Source organism: Vibrio sp. 1557 (genome assembly GCF_033340175.1).
In the GTDB taxonomy this organism is placed as follows: Bacteria; Pseudomonadota; Gammaproteobacteria; order Enterobacterales; family Vibrionaceae; genus Vibrio; species Vibrio alginolyticus.
On the sequence record NZ_JAWOVZ010000013.1, the window covers coordinates 71334 to 88311 of the forward strand.

12 protein-coding genes are annotated in these 16978 nt (G+C 43.5%); 4 read left to right on the forward strand and 8 right to left on the reverse strand.

Going from position 1 to position 16978, the window contains the following annotated elements; translation table 11 throughout:
• Window positions 1-52 precede the first annotated feature (52 nt).
• The 3 genes from R7070_RS15845 to R7070_RS15855 all read left to right on the forward strand — a co-directional run bounded on the left by R7070_RS15845 (window position 53) and on the right by R7070_RS15855 (window position 4370).
• The gene (locus tag R7070_RS15845; RefSeq protein WP_132936644.1) at window positions 53-1792 is read left to right on the forward strand and encodes an ABC transporter transmembrane domain-containing protein; all 1740 of its coding nucleotides are present in this window, start codon (window positions 53-55) and stop codon (window positions 1790-1792) included.
• Window positions 1793-1795: 3 nt separating this feature from the next.
• The gene (locus R7070_RS15850; RefSeq protein WP_256900578.1) at window positions 1796-3571 is read left to right on the forward strand and encodes an ABC transporter transmembrane domain-containing protein; all 1776 of its coding nucleotides are present in this window, start codon (window positions 1796-1798) and stop codon (window positions 3569-3571) included.
• 250 nt (window positions 3572-3821) lie between these two features.
• Complete coding sequence (locus tag R7070_RS15855) at window positions 3822-4370, forward strand: hypothetical protein (protein ID WP_017820633.1); 549 nt, start codon at window positions 3822-3824, stop codon at window positions 4368-4370.
• A gap of 42 nt (window positions 4371-4412) precedes the next feature.
• Here the strand turns inward: R7070_RS15855 and R7070_RS15860 are convergent, their stop codons facing one another.
• From R7070_RS15860 to R7070_RS15895, 8 genes are all read right to left on the reverse strand, one after another.
• Window positions 4413-6635, reverse strand: a complete 2223-nt coding sequence (locus tag R7070_RS15860; protein WP_256900579.1) for a TonB-dependent siderophore receptor — start codon at window positions 6633-6635, stop codon at window positions 4413-4415.
• Window positions 6636-6834: 199 nt separating this feature from the next.
• Window positions 6835-8811 (reverse strand): Fe(3+)-hydroxamate ABC transporter permease FhuB, encoded by a 1977-nt coding sequence (gene fhuB, locus R7070_RS15865; RefSeq protein WP_005389078.1) that lies wholly within the window; start codon window positions 8809-8811, stop codon window positions 6835-6837.
• Window positions 8808-9692, reverse strand: a complete 885-nt coding sequence (locus tag R7070_RS15870) for an iron-siderophore ABC transporter substrate-binding protein (protein ID WP_005377718.1) — start codon at window positions 9690-9692, stop codon at window positions 8808-8810. The genes fhuB and R7070_RS15870 overlap by 4 nt, the downstream gene beginning before the upstream one ends.
• 11 nt (window positions 9693-9703) lie before the next feature.
• Window positions 9704-10468, reverse strand: a complete 765-nt coding sequence (locus R7070_RS15875; RefSeq protein WP_005377721.1) for an ABC transporter ATP-binding protein — start codon at window positions 10466-10468, stop codon at window positions 9704-9706.
• A 324-nt stretch (window positions 10469-10792) separates the two neighbouring features.
• Window positions 10793-11011 carry a hypothetical protein gene (locus R7070_RS15880; protein ID WP_256900580.1) on the reverse strand — a complete coding sequence of 73 codons (219 nt, stop codon included), beginning with the start codon at window positions 11009-11011 and terminating at the stop codon, window positions 10793-10795.
• An 87-nt stretch (window positions 11012-11098) separates the two neighbouring features.
• Entirely contained in the window at window positions 11099-12223 is a 1125-nt protein-coding gene (locus tag R7070_RS15885) for an HD-GYP domain-containing protein (protein WP_064368381.1), read from the reverse strand.
• Window positions 12224-12497: 274 nt separating this feature from the next.
• The gene (locus tag R7070_RS15890) at window positions 12498-13703 is read right to left on the reverse strand and encodes an aromatic amino acid transport family protein (RefSeq protein WP_256900581.1); all 1206 of its coding nucleotides are present in this window, start codon (window positions 13701-13703) and stop codon (window positions 12498-12500) included.
• A gap of 161 nt (window positions 13704-13864) precedes the next feature.
• Window positions 13865-15058: an iron-containing alcohol dehydrogenase gene (locus tag R7070_RS15895; protein ID WP_170890611.1), complete on the reverse strand. Its 1194-nt coding sequence runs from the start codon at window positions 15056-15058 to the stop codon at window positions 13865-13867.
• A 629-nt stretch (window positions 15059-15687) separates the two neighbouring features.
• On the opposite strand from R7070_RS15895, the gene R7070_RS15900 reads away from it, so the two are divergent.
• Window positions 15688-16953 carry an HD domain-containing phosphohydrolase gene (locus tag R7070_RS15900; RefSeq protein ID WP_256900583.1) on the forward strand — a complete coding sequence of 422 codons (1266 nt, stop codon included), beginning with the start codon at window positions 15688-15690 and terminating at the stop codon, window positions 16951-16953.
• The last annotated feature ends 25 nt before the right edge of the window (window positions 16954-16978 follow it).

The window sequence follows — 16978 nt, forward strand, 5'->3', positions numbered from 1 at the left end:
TCGCTCAATAATAGTTCTATAACAAATTCAATAATTTAAAGCGGGAGGCGTAATGAGAATATTCTGGCAGCTACGTTGGTATTTCCAACAAAAGTGGAGGCACTATGTCGGATCCATTCTGCTTTTCGCTGTGATATCAGCACTACAGCTTGTTCCGCCCAAAGCAGTTGGCATCATAGTTGACGGCGTCGTAGACAACACTTTAGATACAAATACGCTGATTCTATGGCTCTCAGGGTTAACTGTACTGATCTTTACCATTTATGGGTGTCGCATCTTATGGCGAATTTGGCTTTTCGGCGCAAGCTGGGAGCTCGGGACCATTCTACGTAACCGTCTATATAGGCATTTATCGACACAGCCACCTCGTTTTTTTGAACGTTACAAGACGGGGGATCTGATGGCTCGTGGCACTAATGATGTGCGTAATATCGTTATGACAGCCGGCGAAGGGGTTTTAACCGCCGCAGACTCTTTGATCACTGGTATTGCGGTTTTAATCATTATGGTAACGCAAGTAAGCTGGAAGCTCACCGTAATGGCGCTTCTTCCAATGCCATTTCTTGCCATCATCATCTTCTTTATTGTGCGCATCCTACATCAACGCTTTCGTGTCGCTCAGGAAGCCTTTTCTACCATGTCAGACATGACACAAGAGTCACTTAATGGCGTGCGAATGCTGCGTGCTTTCGGATTAGAAAACCAAGAGCAGCAACGTTTTGAAGAGGTTGTGGATGATACTGGCGAAAAGAACATCGCTGTTGCAAGAGTCGATGCTAGATTTGACCCGGCAATTCAGTTAACCATCGGTCTTTCTTTCCTTCTTAGTGTCGCTGCTGGTGCTTACCTTGTTGATAAAGGTGAGATCACGCTTGGTGATCTGACCGCATTTACGATGTATTTAGGGTTGATGATATGGCCGATGCTGGCATTCGCATTCCTATTTAACATTTTAGAAAGAGGCTCTGCTGCATGGAACCGATTACAAGAGATCTTTGATGAAAAGCCAGCAATTATCAGTGGCAATAAGCCAATAGAAAATAAACCACTTCCGTTGAAAATTGATATCGACGATTTCCATTGGTCTAGTGATTTACCGCCCGCTTTGACGGAAGTAAACATCGAACTGGAACCCGGAAAAATGTTGGGAGTTGCAGGGCCGGTAGGAAGCGGAAAATCGACCCTGTTAACACTACTTTTGCGTCAACATGATTTAGAAAACGGCTCAATTAAATTCGGTGATGTCGAGATCAAGGATGCCCTACTTCCACAGTGGCGCAACCGTTTTGCTGTCGTTAACCAAAGTCCGTTTCTATTCTCCAAATCTATCTTCGACAATATTGCCTTAGGCAACCCTAATGCAGAGAAAGAAGAAGTCTATAGAGCAGCAAAGTTAGCCTGTATACATGACGATATTGAGAAGTTTCCTGAAGGCTACCAAACAGAAGTTGGTGAAAAAGGCATTACACTCTCCGGCGGGCAAAAACAACGTATTGCGATAGCACGCGCTATGCTGCTGAATGCCCAAGTGTTGGTTTTGGACGATGCACTTTCCGCTGTTGATGGACGGACCGAACATCAAATCCTTAAGAATTTGGAAACACACTACCGTGATCAAGCCCTAATCGTTATTGCACACCGCCTCACCGCATTGGAAGCAGCAGACGAGATCATTGTCTTGAATCACGGCCACATTACTGAACGTGGGCAACATAGCGCTTTATTAGCGCATCAGGGATGGTACGCCGAAATGTTAGAGTACCAAAAACTAGAGCAGGCGATGGAGGAATAATGAATGAACCAGACCAGCACGTTTAAACGGTTAATGTCTTACCCATTATCTCAACCAAAGCCAATGATTAAAGGACTCGCCTTGCTGTTTATTGCAGCGTTAGCTAGCGCCGGCGGCCCTTGGTTGATTCAATATTTCATTGATGAGCACATCGCTAAAGGTGACTATTCACAAAGTGTTCTGATTTCGCTAGCAGTAGGTTATATCGCTCTTCAGATCGTATCGGCAACATTCCAGTATTTTCAGTCATTGCAATTTAGCATTGTCGCGGCTAACACGATCAAAGCGATTCGTAAGCAAGTATTTTCTGGCGTGATTAAGCAGCCGTTATCTGCGTTTGATTACACTCCTGCTGGAAAATTGGTGTCGCGAATCACCAACGATACGGAATCTTTACAGCAATTTTATGAGCTTTTGATCGCGACCGTGGTGAAAAACGTGGTCATGATTGTCGTAATGCTTGGCGTTATGTTTTTCATGAGCTGGAAGCTCACACTCGTTGTGCTTGTATTGCTGCCGATCGTCATCGGCTTTATGTACTTGTTTAAGCAGCTAAGTACAGAAAGCTACCGAAAGATGCGTGACCTATTGACCGATATAAATGCGAATCTGAGTGAATCCATTCAAGGGATGAGTGTCATTCAATTAATGCAACAAGAAGAGCGTTTTAATAAACAGTTCAACGAGCTAACCGCAGAGCATCTGGTGGCATCTAAACGAGTGATTCGGCTAAACGGCTATCTGCTAAGACCATTAATGGACTTACTCGCTGGTCTAGCGTTGCTTTGCTTGGTTGCGATCTTTGGTTTTAATGGTATTGAGTTGATTGGTGTGGGGGTACTGTATGCATTTATCAGTTATCTTGCGCGAGTTACTGAACCACTAATTGAGATGACTCAGCAACTTGCTCTACTTCAGCAAGCGTTAGTATCAAGCGAACGTGTTTTTGAATTAATTGACGCGAAAGAACAAACTTACGGGGACAATCATCAACCATTAAGGTCAGGTGCTATCGAACTTAGAGATCTCACATTTAGCTACGATGGTAAACAGGACGTCCTAAAAGACATTTCGTTGAAGGCCAACCACCAAGACTTTATCGCGCTTGTCGGGCATACAGGAAGCGGTAAAAGCACATTAGCGTCACTGTTAATGGGCTTTTATCCAACGCAATGTGGCGAACTGCTCATAGATGGTCGTCCACTTAAAACATTAGGGAAAGACGTACTTCACAAAGATGTGGCAATGGTCCAACAAGATCCACATATTCTCCCTGCTTCAGTCAGAGAAAACATCTCTCTCAGTCGGGCGGTTGATGACAATCAAATATGGGATGCGTTAGACAAGGTAGGTTTGGCAGAACAAATTCATCGTTACCCTAACGGGCTAGACACGCAGTTAGGTCAAGGCGAAACTAATTTATCTGCGGGTCAGAAACAGCTTTTGGCGTTAGCACGTGTGCTTGTGGTAAAACCTAAGATATTGATATTAGATGAAGCAACCGCAAATATTGACTCAGGAACAGAGGCTTTAATCCAAAAGAGCTTGGCGGTACTCAGACAAGACATGACGCTCGTTGTTATTGCTCATCGGCTGTCAACTATCCTAGATGCAGACCAAATCATTGTTCTTCATCATGGGGAGTTAGTCGAGAAAGGCACACACAAAGCACTCTTAACGCAAAATGGTCGTTATGCTCAAATGTATCAGTTACAGCAAGCAAACCGACACCTACAACAGATTGAAGAAGACACCAAGCAACTCGAAGAAGCGGTGTGATTTTATGCCCGTGCCTTCTTTTATTTAGTCGGCATGGGCATAATTGGTGTAACTTCAAAATTTAGCCTTGTAAGCTTCCAATTTCTTCATAATGTGAACTAATTTTCTATTTCTTACCTATTATTGACATAACCCCTCGCTATATCACGCAAGGTCGTTGTAAAATCGTACGGTACTTAAGTCTACTGCCTGTGGCATTGGGCTGAATTCCGCTTTCTAATTATGCACATTAATCTCATGACACAAGTCCATGGACAAAGATAAGTTTACTAACATCTATCGCTTGCCTGGTTCGATTCAAATTCGTATCGGTAAATGGCAAAAGACGTTCCGCGGCACCTCTGATTTAGTTTTACATCAGGCGCTAATGGAGCGTAATAAGCAATTTAAGAAGCCAGACTTTTTACCTAAAGGCTGGTGTGTCACTCCTGTTGATGAAAACGACATTACCATTACGCATCACGGTAAATATATCCAAACCGTTATGCGCACAATGCTGGACAGAAAGGTCTCATACAAGCGACTGTTCCTATCTCGAATGAGTCTCGAAGATGGTGAAAAAGTGCTCCACAATTACAAGCTGGAGTGGGTAAGAAAACATAACCAGATCGCCAAAAAGTACAATCAAATTAAAAAGAAACAATATATGAACTTTGCAAGAGAAGAAGAGGAAACCCTCTACCCTTCGATTCCAAAGGGTGAGTTTGACAAAACATTATGGAACAAACTTGTCGTATCATCGTTTGGTCCGCAGAAAAAGTACAAAAACCCGCACTTTGTCCGTAAAGCCGATTTCTAAATAAACACCCCTAAAGTGAGGGGTGTTTATTTATACGTTAACTCACCAGTCGTAAGTTAAACTTGCAATAACATTTTGTCGGTCGCCATACCAACAAAAGCCATCACATGTCGCTATGTACTTTTTATCCGCGATGTTTTTAGCTGCGACTTGTAGCTTGTAATCGCCGATTCGATAACTGACCGTCGCATCCATTAAGAAATAACTTGGTACTTTTAGTCTCTCTTCATTGTCTCCGTATGACTCACCTGTATAGCGCGCGCCTAAGCCAACAGCAAAGCCATCAAGAGGTCCATCAAAGAAACGATAATGTGCCCAAGCTGATGATACGGTATTCGCCACTTGGGAAGGTGTTTTGCCAACCCATGCCTTATTGATGTCTTCTTTTATCTCTGCATCAACGTACGCAATGTTCCCGATCAATGTTAAGGATGGTGTCACATTAGCTACAGCTTCAAACTCAACGCCGTTATTTTCTATTTTTCCTATTTGCGTTAATTCACTCAAGTAGATACGAGCCAAGTTTTCTTTTGTTGCCCGATACGTTGCAATATTGAAATAACCATCAAATGAATCCGGTTGGTATTTCATACCGATTTCAAATTGATCACCGCTTTCAGGCTTCGCTGGCTTACCATTGCTGTCTTCTTGAATAATTGGATCAAAGTACTGAGAGTAACTAAAGTATGGCGTGAAGCCAGAATCAGAAATATAAGCCGTTCCCACGCTAAACGTCCACTCTCCATTATCGACTTTCGTGCGAGCACCCGTGGTAACATTATGTACTTCATTACTTGTATCGTCGTAACGTGCGCCCAATAACATCGCCCATTTATCGTTGATCAGCATATGATCTTGAAAGTAGACGCCGAGCTGCTGATTATCGATTTTCGTTCTTTGCTTATCGGTTTCGCTCAATGGTTGTAGCGTATTCGGATCGAGTAACATTATGTTATCCGAATAAGTAGGATTAAATACATTAAACCTAGGATCGGGCAAAGCTCCCATTGGTGTGTTTAATAATGCATTACCATTAGCAACTATAGGGTCATTGGCAAAATCTTTACCATCGATACTGATCATTTGAAAATCTATCCCCAACATCAAGTTATGCTCAACACTTCCCCAATTTACTTGGTGCATCAAACGATTATCGATATTAAAAGCATCAGATGACCCATCTTCTGTTGAAGCACCCCGAAGTATGGTTTTGCGTTCATTTGATGGGTCCAAAGCCGGCCCCAACGCAGGCACGTCAGCCGAGTAAACGTACGAATACATTTGTCTTAGCTTAACATCCATTTCGCTGTAACGAGCTGCTTGAACAAATGAAGTGGTATCATTAAATGCATGAGAAAACTCATAGCCTAAAGACACCTGCTCACGCTCAAACGTCTCCCAGTTAGGATTGCCTATCGCTAAACTATCACTGATCTTTCCATTTTTGTTTGGCGTTAACGTTCCTTCAACTGGCAAAAATTGCAGATAAGGATCTGAGTCGTCTTTTTGATAGCTCGTTAGAAAGGTAATTTCAGACGTCTCATTAAATTTGTACGTCATCGATGGAGAGAGAAGAATGCGCTCTGCTTCTACCCCACTAATTCTCGTCCCATTTTTTCTCGCTAACCCTTGAAAGCGGAAAGCTAGCTGCTCACTCACCTCAGAGTTTACGTCAAGAGAAAGTTGTTTACGGTCTTCAGAACCGTACTCCAAAGATACAAGTCCTGACCCCCCATCAAATTGAGGTCGCTTACTGACAACATTGATGACCCCACCAGGAGGGTTTTGCCCATAAAGAACAGACGCTGCACCACGTAAAACTTCAACCCTCTCTAACGCAAACGGATCTATTTGCCAACTATAGAAGCCAGAAGAATATAAACGGGTACCATCTTGATACAACCCACTGTTCGCCTGCTTAAAACCACGAATAATAAACCAATCTTGCTTGTTATCTTCGCCGAAATAATTAGTTTGAATGCTTGGTGTGTACTGTAGTGCGTCAGAAATGCTAATAGAGGCACGATCATCCATTTGCTCTCGCGTAACAACAGACACCGCTCTTGGAGTCTCATTGATAGCAATATCAGTTTTCGTCGCTGCCCGACTCTTCGCTCCGAGATAACTAAAATCTGGACCAACTGCACTGTCTTGCTGCTGTCCAATCACAACTATATTTTCATCTTCCTGAGCCAAGACATTTGTCGTTGATACAGCTAATACAACCGCCATCGACGTTGGTGTCAGCATAAACTGCCGAGTCATATTCTCTCCTTTTTGTCGGCAGCCAAACCAACCCTTCATGACTTCAGCGACCGCTGAAAGAAAAGCGAGTTACGGCATCGCCAGTTGTTTCCGTAAAAGACAAACCAGAGGTTTTGCATAAAGCACTCGCATAGGTTACGAATGCCACTACGAGTGCTTATTTGTATAAGTACTTTCTTGGTTGAGGCTTAGCTCATTTCTATAAGCGGCGTAAACCCCACATTAAATACAAACCGCCAATGAGAGACGCCATAAGCCCTGTTGGTATTTCTTGCGGGTAAAGGACCTGTCGTCCCAACCAATCAGCCAACAACATCACCCCTGCCCCCAGTATCGCGGCGCATAACATGTGTTGTGACGCTTTGTTAAAACCAAATAAGCGAGCTAAATGCGGAGCCAACAACCCAACAAAGCTAATCGGGCCAACAACCAATGTCGCACTGACCGTGAGACAAGCAACTAAAAGAAGCAGTATTGCGCGTGAACGGTCAACTCGAATTCCAAGTGCTTTAGAGGAAGCGGCACCGACAGGAAGAATATCTAGCCATCTTACGCAGAGAAAACTCAACCCTATAAAGACAAGCGCAGATAAAGACAATGGGAGTAACGTTTCAACCGAGACATAGTAGGTAGACCCAGACAACCAAGCCAATGCTTGATAACTTCTTGGGTCACCAGTGGCTAGAATAAAGCTCTGTATTGCATTCATCAGTGCGGTTATCGCAATACCAGTCAATAAAATACGCTCCGGCTGAAAGCCTGACTTACGGTTTAGCAGCACAATGACTAATACCGTCGCTAATGCACCTACGAGCCCGCCTAGAGAAAGAGTGAAAATTGACGAACCAAACCCAGTAAACATCGCGATGATCAATCCCATCGCTGTCCCTGAACTGATACCGATCACTTCAGGACTTGCCATTGGGTTTCCACTTAGGCGTTGAATCATGGTTCCAGCAATCGCTAACATTGCCCCCGCAATTGCTGCTGCAAATAATCTAGGTGCGCGCCACTCCAAAAAAATCCAATTTTGGCTAGCAAATAAGTTTGCCCACCCTTCATTTTGCACAGCAACCGTGGCAAAAAGAACAACAGAAATTAACGTGCCGATCAACGCCAATGAGATCGCTTTAGGGTTTAGCTTGTAAACATGTTCACGATGTCGAGTTAACACTGTTTGAGTATGGCCCTGCGTCTTTTGTGATAAACGAGGTAACAGCCATAACAGTAACGGAGCGCCCAATGCAGCCGTTGCTGCTCCCGTTGGTATAAAACTCGCCATTAGCCCTGGCAGTTGCTGAATAACCAAATCGGTTAAAGTCAATAACATGGCACCAATTAGCATTGATACCCAAAGCTTATGCTGGACTTTATTGATACCTATCAATCGAGTAATCGCTGGCGCCGCTAACCCGATGAAACCGATGATTCCTACGGCAGAAACCACCCAAGAAGTGATTAACACCGCAAGCCCAAGACAGACAAAACGCAACTTAGCTAGCGAGACACCTAAACTCTTGGCACCTTGCTCGGAGAGTTCCAACAGACTTAACGGCTTTGCAATCACAAATGCAACGACCGTAGCAAGTGCGATTCGAGGGGCAAGATACGAGAAATCTCCCCATCCACTCTGAACAAGCGAACCGGCTCCCCATATCATTAACCCATTCAGCTTTTCGGTATTCATCATCAGAATAACCGTACTTAATGATGCAAAGTACAGGTTTATCACTAACCCAGAAACGACGACAACCGTTGGAGATAACGCTCGTCGCCATGACAACAGCATCACCAACCCCATCGATATCACACCGCCGATGAGAGCAACCAAATTAGGCGCGATATCCAACATCCAAGGTGCGAATAGCGTTGCTAACATCAAAGCAAAACTTGAACCGCTCGCCACACCAAGTGTCGTGGGTGAAGCGAGAGGGTTACGCAGCACTTGCTGCATCAATACCCCAGCAACCGCTAATCCAGCACCAGATATAATCGTGGTGAAGACTCGAGGCCACCAGCTAAAGTGAAGTAAAACAGAATCGATAGATTGAAAGTTAGGCTCCCATAAACTGCTTAGAGCTAACGAAAATGAGCTTACTTGGTACAATTGGAAAGCACCAATAGAAAAGGTAAATGCCGAAAGTAACACCACAAAGCTTAAAGGCATCGTTTTCATTGTGTTAACTCCTCGACCTTACTCGCCGTAACTAACTCTGCGAAACGGAGGGCTGAAGGCATAGAACCAAAACTCCAAACGGGCGCGACTTGCATGACCTTTTCACCAGATTGTTGAACAACATATTGCCAAAATGGGTCTTGAGAGAGCTGCTCCGCTCCACCATAAGGTAATGGCTCTACGATAACGATTTGAGCTTTTATGCCAGCTAACTTGTCGATGCCAACTAGGCTGAAGCCCCAGCTATTCGTCTTTTCATTCCATGCATTACTCAGCCCAATCTTTTCGATAGCCTGGGAGTAAAGACTATTTTGACCAAAAACACGTACGTGCTTTGTATCCATAAACTGAATCATTAGAAGTGGCGGCTGGCCTTTATTTATACGCTGTTTTAATAAAGACAAACGTTTTTCATATTGTTGGATAAGCGCCTCTGCTTCCGCCTCTCTTCCCAGCTCTTCACCAAACCTCCGAGTGAAACTGGTAAGTACCGACCAATCCGTAATCCCGCTTTCATATAAGTCAATGGTGGTAACCGGGGCGATATCAACTAAGCGATGCTTCATTGAGGAGAAGTACGGGGCAATAAAAATACGATCAGGTCTGAGCTCGTAAATGCGCTCTATATTGGGTTGAGTTCTTAACCCTACATCCTTCGTTTGAGGTGGTAACGGTGGCGATTTTACCCAAGCATCGTAATCTTGCCCTTGAGCAACGCCTACGGGCACAACCCCTAACGCCAACATCGTTTCAGTTTGTGTCCAATCAACCGACATCACCCGAGGTGATGCGTCAGCTAGTGCTTGAAAAGAACTGACCAAAAGCGCACTAAGTGAGAGAGCGAAAGAGAAATGTTTAAGTCGAGTGTTTGTACTGCTCATTATTCCAACCTTTAGCTTGGCATCGCCACCGGATAACCCGCAGGGTGGTCAGAGATCATCATCTCTATCCCATATATGTCCCTCAACTTAGGTTCAGTAAACACCTGTTCAACATTGCCTTGTGCAATCAAATCACCTTGATGTAATGCAACGATGTAGTCGCAAAATCGTGCAGCCAAGTTGATGTCGTGTAATACGATAATAACGCCCAAACCCAGTTCTTGACTGAGTTTAGAGATAAGCTTCAACATATCGACTTGATGGCTGATATCTAGCGCAGACAAAGGCTCATCAAGAAGCAAATACTCGGTTTTTTGGGCTAACAGCATAGCTAGCCACACACGTTGACGCTCTCCTCCAGATAACGTGTCCACTAAGCGATCTGCGTATTTTAGTGTGCCTGTCATCGCCATTGCTTCTTCAACAATGTCGTGATCTTTCTTACTCAAACGTCCAAGTAAACCATGCCATGGATAACGACCAAAACCGACTAAATCTCGACCTAAAATACTGTCGGTCACTGGAAGATGCTGAGGCAAGTAGGCAATGTGTTGGGCGAATTTTTTCGCTGAGAGATCGTTAATGCTCGTTCCATGCAGAACCACGTCACCAGCGGTGTATGGCTGTTGCTGTGCCAGCAACTTTAACAATGTGGATTTTCCTGAACCATTGTGTCCAACAAGAGCGTATGTTTTTCCGGGTTCAAATGTCACATCAAACGCTTTTAGCAATGACTTGCCTTCAATCTCAAACTGGAGTGCTTTAGCTTCCAACATCCCTACTTCACCTAATAGCCATTTACGAATAACAGTTATTCAGAGCTCTCATTCGTTGATCACGTTTGCCGTTCTTATTCAACAGAACGATTAATAAGGGAGGTTTTATATAACAACAAAGATACAAATGCAAACCGTTGTCATTATCATTACATCAACAAGATCATTGAGAGAATTGCTAAGTGTTAGTGATAATTTGCTCTGCTGAACTTCATTAGTAAATTATAGGCAGGTCAACGAGAGCAGCGGTCTCCCACTGCTCTCGCATAAATTTGAACGAATACTGCAGCGTATGAAGAAATGAAAAATGCCGCAGTGAATACATTAATGACGAGCGTCAGCGCCAAACTCTACTTCTTTATAGATATCGGCCAGCGACTTTTTACCTTGTTTGTCTTTGGCTGAACGCTTTTTCTTAGTTTGATAATAGTATTCTTGCTCCTGAAGTGCTTGTTCGTGCTCTTTTGCTGACTCAACAAACTCAGGATTTGCAAGTGCTTGTTGGCGTAAGCGGTTTACTCTTTCAAGGGTTTCCCACAACATACTTCACCTCCAAACTTATTACTGTATATAAAAACAGTATTGTTTAAATATTCCTCCTCGTCAACATTTCAACTTTGTTACTGCTCTTCACATTAACCCCAAGCCAGTATAGTGCTCGGGATATTTGTGGATGATTTGCTTTATATAACCTTGATGCTCTCGCAGAGCATCAACACATTCTCGAGATAACCATCCCTGATATACCCATTTTTCAAGTTCTAACAATGCGTATGGGATGGACCAAGCTTGTCTATACGGATGGTGCGTTGTCATAAAATCAAAGGCATTTGCGGCAGCCGTAATTTGGGCGGCTATTGGTATATCATCACTGGTTAAACCATACGGATAACCAGTGCCATTTAAATTTTCGTACTGATAAATAATCATCTGCAAAAACAAAGTCACACTCGGGTGAACCGGATTTCCGATACGGGCAACTATGTCATCCGCTGAATCGATACAACGCTCAATATGTTGAATCAATATCGCCTCTTGTTCTTGAGAGTAATTTGTTCGGCGGCTAGCAATTTCAACTGGCAGCTGACTATCACCGAGCGCATGGAACTGAGCAAAAATACCAATATCTTCGACCATTTCGTCATTCAGGTGATAACGATCCGCTAACTGCGTTGCGATAATTTGACTGTAGTACTTCATGCGTTTGGTATGCGCGTAATACTCAGGTGAATAGCCTGGCATCATACATTGCATTCGGTTAGCTAGCGTTTCTATCGCATTGACTACTTGAGTTTCTGATTCAACCGCAAATCGAATCATTTCGAAATAAGGTTTAAGACCATTCAGCGCTTCTAAACTAAACGCATCACGTTGAGTGGAGTTCAAAAATACAAAACCAGTAAAAGCTTTATTGTCATAACAAGGAATAGCAGCCGACGACTGATATCCGTGTTTGAGTAAAATTTGAACCCGAGGACAGTGCTTAATATCATGAAGGTCTTCGACGATACGAGGAACCGCGTTTTTAGAGGCAATATTGAGGTGGTGGAGTTTACGGAATGCTGATTCGTGATGGGCTAAACACCAAGTGTCGAACTCACTTTCTGCAAATGATTTGAGCACATCTTGGTCTGGGTGATATTTTGCAAATGACACCCTATCAATACATGGCAAATGCGCCTGCATCCTGCCTTTTAGCGTTTGCAGTTGCTCGTTAAGCGGTTTTGCAAACGGGTAAAAACTCCGGTGCGCCATGCTTCACCTCCACACCAAAGCAGAGAAACAAGAAAAGCTCATTGTGTTGCAAATTCAATGGTATTTTGAGCGGTTTTCTCCACTTAAATTATCGATATACCACAACTTAAGTGTACGAAATAAAAGCACATTTCTACCAATTTTTTCACCGGATATCTTACGGTAATTTGATCCAGATTAAAAAAGCCAACGAGCGAAACTCGTTGGCCTAACAATACAGATTGATTACGATGGATTCAGTAACTAGAGGTTATTCAAAGAACGTTCTAAACAACTAGCCTAGAGCAGGAAGCACACCCAGCGTAATTAACACCTGAGCGAATACGATGCCAGTGCCAGCGATGCCCGTTATCACTAGCGCACCTTGACCACCAGCGACGCGGTACTCCCCAGTAAAATCATCCGATTTACGAACCTTGATCACCATAACCAAAGGCAAAAAGATGGCTAAAATCGCTAAGGCAATCGCTGCATAGCCCAAAGCCATAATAAAGCCTTGAGGATAGAAAAGTGCGAAGCCTAGCGGTGGAGTAAACGTCACTAGTGCCGCAATCAAACGATTAGGCTTATCGTTACTTCCTTTGATGGTATCACCCAAAAATTCGAATAGACCCAAACTCACGCCAAGGAACGATGTCAACAATGCCAAGTCAGCAAACACACCAACAATGCTACCCAAATTTGATTGGTGTACTGTCTGAGATAGTTGACCAATCAGCGCGCTCAACCCTCCGTTTTCAATAAGAGTACTTTGGCTAACCACACCCAACGTCACGATTTGCCAAAAGATATAAATAACGAGTGGAATCGTCGAACCAATAATAACGGCTTTGCGTAAAGAAGAAGTGTCACCGTCTAAGTAATTCACAATTGCAGGTATACTTCCGTGGAAACCAAACGAAGTAAAGATCACCGGAATCGCCGCTACAACAAGGCCTTGTTCGATTGGCATACTTAACAAGTAAGATTCCGTAACGTTTGGAGCAAGAAAAGAAAGCACCGCAACCATCGCAATGAGCTTCATCGCGAACAGGACTCGGTTTACTTTATCGACCGTACCGGTACCCACTGTCACAACTAAAGTCACAATCAAGGTAAAGATTATCGTTGATGTAGGCCCTGAAATATCGAGGTCAAACCATTGTGCAAGGCGGTCTCCGAACTGAGCACCACCGCCAGCGATATACGCTGCACATAATGAGTAGAAAAGAAACAACATCGCAAAACTTGCCACCCACTTGCCTTTTTGACCTAGGATCTGTTTCGCCAAAGTATGAAGTGTAGCACTACTCTCCGCATGTTGATGAAGCTCAAGCATAAGCAAGGCAGTGAAAGCCATCAGAGCCCATAAGCCTAGCATGATGATAATAGAAGTTGAAAAACCAATGCCGGCAGAGGCAAGTGGAAGCGCTAGCATACCAGCGCCTATTGTAGTGCCCGCAATAATTAGCGTACTACCGAATACTTTAGAACGACTCATTGTATATTAATCTTTACACTTTATTGGAAATTATCAGTATTAGATCGGGCAACGGCGGACCGAAACCAACACCATATTTGTATTGCCGTCGATATTGTAGGATCTTTAGCAGAAGATCAAGCAAAGTGTAAGGATAAAAAACCACACATGTAAACTAAAATTTACACCTTACTGATATTTAACAATAACTGTGTGCATTCTTCCCTATTCATGAACTTGGGAACAGGGTAATTCCAGTGCGCCTCTTTCAGAATTAAATCAACAAGCGCATCAGCATCTTCACGTTGAATGAGCGCACTGGTTTGCTCAATATCAATAGTTGAAAACAAGGACTCCAGATTCGCCAAAAAATGCTGAGCACTTGCGTTACCTAACTGCCCCTCGGCCGTCAACTCATCGAGCTTTCTTAGTTGAGGCTCAATCTCTGATAATGAAAAGCGCAGCACAGGCAACAAGGCTAATCCGTTTGCCATACCATGAGGTATTCCATATCTCGCACCGAATGTGTGAGCAAAGGCATGAACATAACCCAAACTCGCTTTGGTAAATGCTAAACCCGCGTAATAGGATGCCATAGCCATTTTATGACGAGCTTCGACATCATCCCCTTGCATCACAGCCCTAGGAAGATATTTAAAAATGAGTTTAATAGCGGCAACCGAATAAGCCATCGTTTCTTGAGTAGCGTTTTTCGATACATAGGCCTCAATAGCGTGGGTTAATGCATCAACGCCAGTATCAGCCGTGATCTTAGGAGGTAAACCAATCATTAAATTCGCATCTAAAGCTGCCATTAGTGGCACCAACTTTGGATCCATTAAAGGGGTTTTAATGTGTGAGGAGGGATCTGACACGACCGCAGCGATAGTAACTTCACTTCCGGTTCCAGCCGTTGTTGGAATAGCAAAAAGCGGCGCTGGCATTCGCCATACCTTCAATAGTCCAGCTAATTTTTTTATTGGCCGTTTATTGGTAACTTTCGCAGCGATGACTTTTGCACAATCCATTGCAGAGCCGCCACCCAAAGCTAATATGCCCTCACAATGAAAACGATGATAAGCCTCTAGACCGCTCTCAACCTGATCATAGGTAGGATCGGGCTTAACTTGCGAGAATACATCTAACTGTAAATCGAGTTGTGCTGCTGCCTCAAGCACCTTATCTACAATACCGACTTGGACTAACCCTTCGTCGGTAACTAACAAGACGCGTTTAAATCCCAGCTCGGTCATCGATTCTAATAGCTCATTCATCGAACCAGGGCCGGAAAACAAGGTTGGTCTCGGCATAGGAAGGATAAGGGCTGCTATTTTTAACCCTGCGGTGTAACTCCGATATAAACGATGCTTCAACATACGAAATCCTTTTCATTTAGGGCTATCATTCTAGCTACTTTTACTACCTATGCTTACTTTGCAATCACACATTTTCAATAAACTTATCTCACTAAAAGGGCTAGCATCGCTGGGAAACCGTACCATTTTATTATCTTTCCTCAACGACATGAGCTACAGAGAAAATGTTTTCAACGACGCTCTATTGTCATGTAGTTAACAAGCTGCTTTCCCTATTACTCTGTTAGTTACAGAGCAAGCCTCGAAGAAGTCCTCTTATTTTTTGCCTTCAAAAGCAACAATATGAATTCTGTTAATCACACATCAATACCGTGTGTCTCTGGTTAAGCCCGAACACGATTTACAAAAATAAAAATAAGAATGCGTTACATCATGATTTATTGTCGTTTTCAAATAAGTCAACAAGAGCAACAATAATCTTTCAAAACTTATACTTAGTTCAAATATCTGACTCTTAACCATGAGCTTCAGGTGATATTATTATGCAACTAGGATTATTATCCCGCCCATAATCAAAACTATGTCTAAACGCCCACCTTTTTGGGGTCTATTCGCTGTCGTACCCAATTTTTCCTATCACCTTCTGATTTGGGTTTAGCGTGGGCTAATTAGCAATGTCGGTATAAACCATGAATCATTCTTGCCATTCCCATACGGACATGGGCTTTGAAGTCGATCTGAAACAAGCACTTATCTGGGTTGCTCGAGCACTCGACTATGTCGGTGTTGATGATACGCACCATAGCCATCGTGTCGCTTACATCGCTTACCAATGTGCTCGGGTCATGAACTGGGAACCAGAAAAAGCGGAGTTTTGCTACTTCGCAGGGATGATCCACGATTGTGGGGTCTCCGAAACACAAGAACATAAAATGTTACTTGAGGAGTTGGTGCCACAAGGTGTAAAAACACATTGCTTAAGAGGATACCGAAGCCTCAAGCAGTGTCGTTTGTTACGTCAGTTTGCGACACCTGTTCTTTACCACCATACACATTGGAGTGAACTAAAATATCTTGATTTACCGCCTTTTGAAAAAGAGGTCGCTGCCCTACTCTATTTAGCCGATCGTCTCGATTTTATGCGTTCCAAATACGTCATGAACTGCCACTGTGACATTGTCACACTTCATGAAGAACTAATTGCAGAATGCATCATGGCAAACGCTGGAACTTTGTTTAATCCAGACATGGCTAAGGCAATGGTTAAGCTCGTTATGACCGACGCATTTTGGTTCGCGATGGAGTCTGAAAATATAGAAACCATCGGATTAAACTTTAAAAGCATTGATTGGCTTCAAAAACAGCTCACCATCCAAGATATGAATAGTTTGGGAATGTTTATCGCTCGAATTGTTGACGCAAAAAGCCCATTTACTTATCAACATTCGCAAAAAGTGGCGGAGTTATCTCGGTATCTAGCCATCAAGCTTGGGTTCTGTGAGCACGACCAAGAGATGTTATTTATTGCTGGGTTGGTGCATGATATCGGAAAGTTAAAAACACCAGATGAGATTCTTCATAAAGAAGGCTCTCTTAATAAACAAGAGTATACGCGTATTAAACGCCATACAATTGATACTCAGCTCGCATTACACAAAGTGTTTCCCAACGCTAAAATAGCGGAGTGGGCCTCTAATCATCACGAGCGTTTGGACGGTTCTGGCTATCCTTATCATAAAACAGGAGACGAACTCGATGTACCATCGCGTATTGTCGCGGTTGCCGATGTTTTTCAAGCTCTGTCTCAGGACCGTCCCTACCGAGGACGAATGGCTCAAGCACAAATCGCCGCGATTATGGGCGAGCAAGTCGCTAAACAAGAACTTTGTTCTGACGTCTATGCAGTGCTAGAGCGAAACATGACCGAGTGTTACGAGCTATCAACTAATGTTTAATCGATAAAGGGCGTATCTACGCCCT

Coding starts and splice junctions, on each gene's coding strand:
- R7070_RS15860 (WP_256900579.1), bottom strand. CDS start 6,635: ATGACTCGGCAGTTTATGCTGACACCAACGTCGATGGCGGTTGTATTA.
- R7070_RS15895 (WP_170890611.1), bottom strand. CDS start 15,058: ATGTTGAAGCATCGTTTATATCGGAGTTACACCGCAGGGTTAAAAATA.
- R7070_RS15900 (WP_256900583.1), top strand. CDS start 15,688: ATGAATCATTCTTGCCATTCCCATACGGACATGGGCTTTGAAGTCGAT.
- R7070_RS15890 (WP_256900581.1), bottom strand. CDS start 13,703: ATGAGTCGTTCTAAAGTATTCGGTAGTACGCTAATTATTGCGGGCACT.
- R7070_RS15850 (WP_256900578.1), top strand. CDS start 1,796: ATGAACCAGACCAGCACGTTTAAACGGTTAATGTCTTACCCATTATCT.
- R7070_RS15875 (WP_005377721.1), bottom strand. CDS start 10,468: ATGTTGGAAGCTAAAGCACTCCAGTTTGAGATTGAAGGCAAGTCATTG.
- R7070_RS15880 (WP_256900580.1), bottom strand. CDS start 11,011: ATGTTGTGGGAAACCCTTGAAAGAGTAAACCGCTTACGCCAACAAGCA.
- R7070_RS15855 (WP_017820633.1), top strand. CDS start 3,822: ATGGACAAAGATAAGTTTACTAACATCTATCGCTTGCCTGGTTCGATT.
- R7070_RS15845 (WP_132936644.1), top strand. CDS start 53: ATGAGAATATTCTGGCAGCTACGTTGGTATTTCCAACAAAAGTGGAGG.
- R7070_RS15870 (WP_005377718.1), bottom strand. CDS start 9,692: ATGAGCAGTACAAACACTCGACTTAAACATTTCTCTTTCGCTCTCTCA.
- R7070_RS15885 (WP_064368381.1), bottom strand. CDS start 12,223: ATGGCGCACCGGAGTTTTTACCCGTTTGCAAAACCGCTTAACGAGCAA.
- fhuB (WP_005389078.1), bottom strand. CDS start 8,811: ATGAAAACGATGCCTTTAAGCTTTGTGGTGTTACTTTCGGCATTTACC.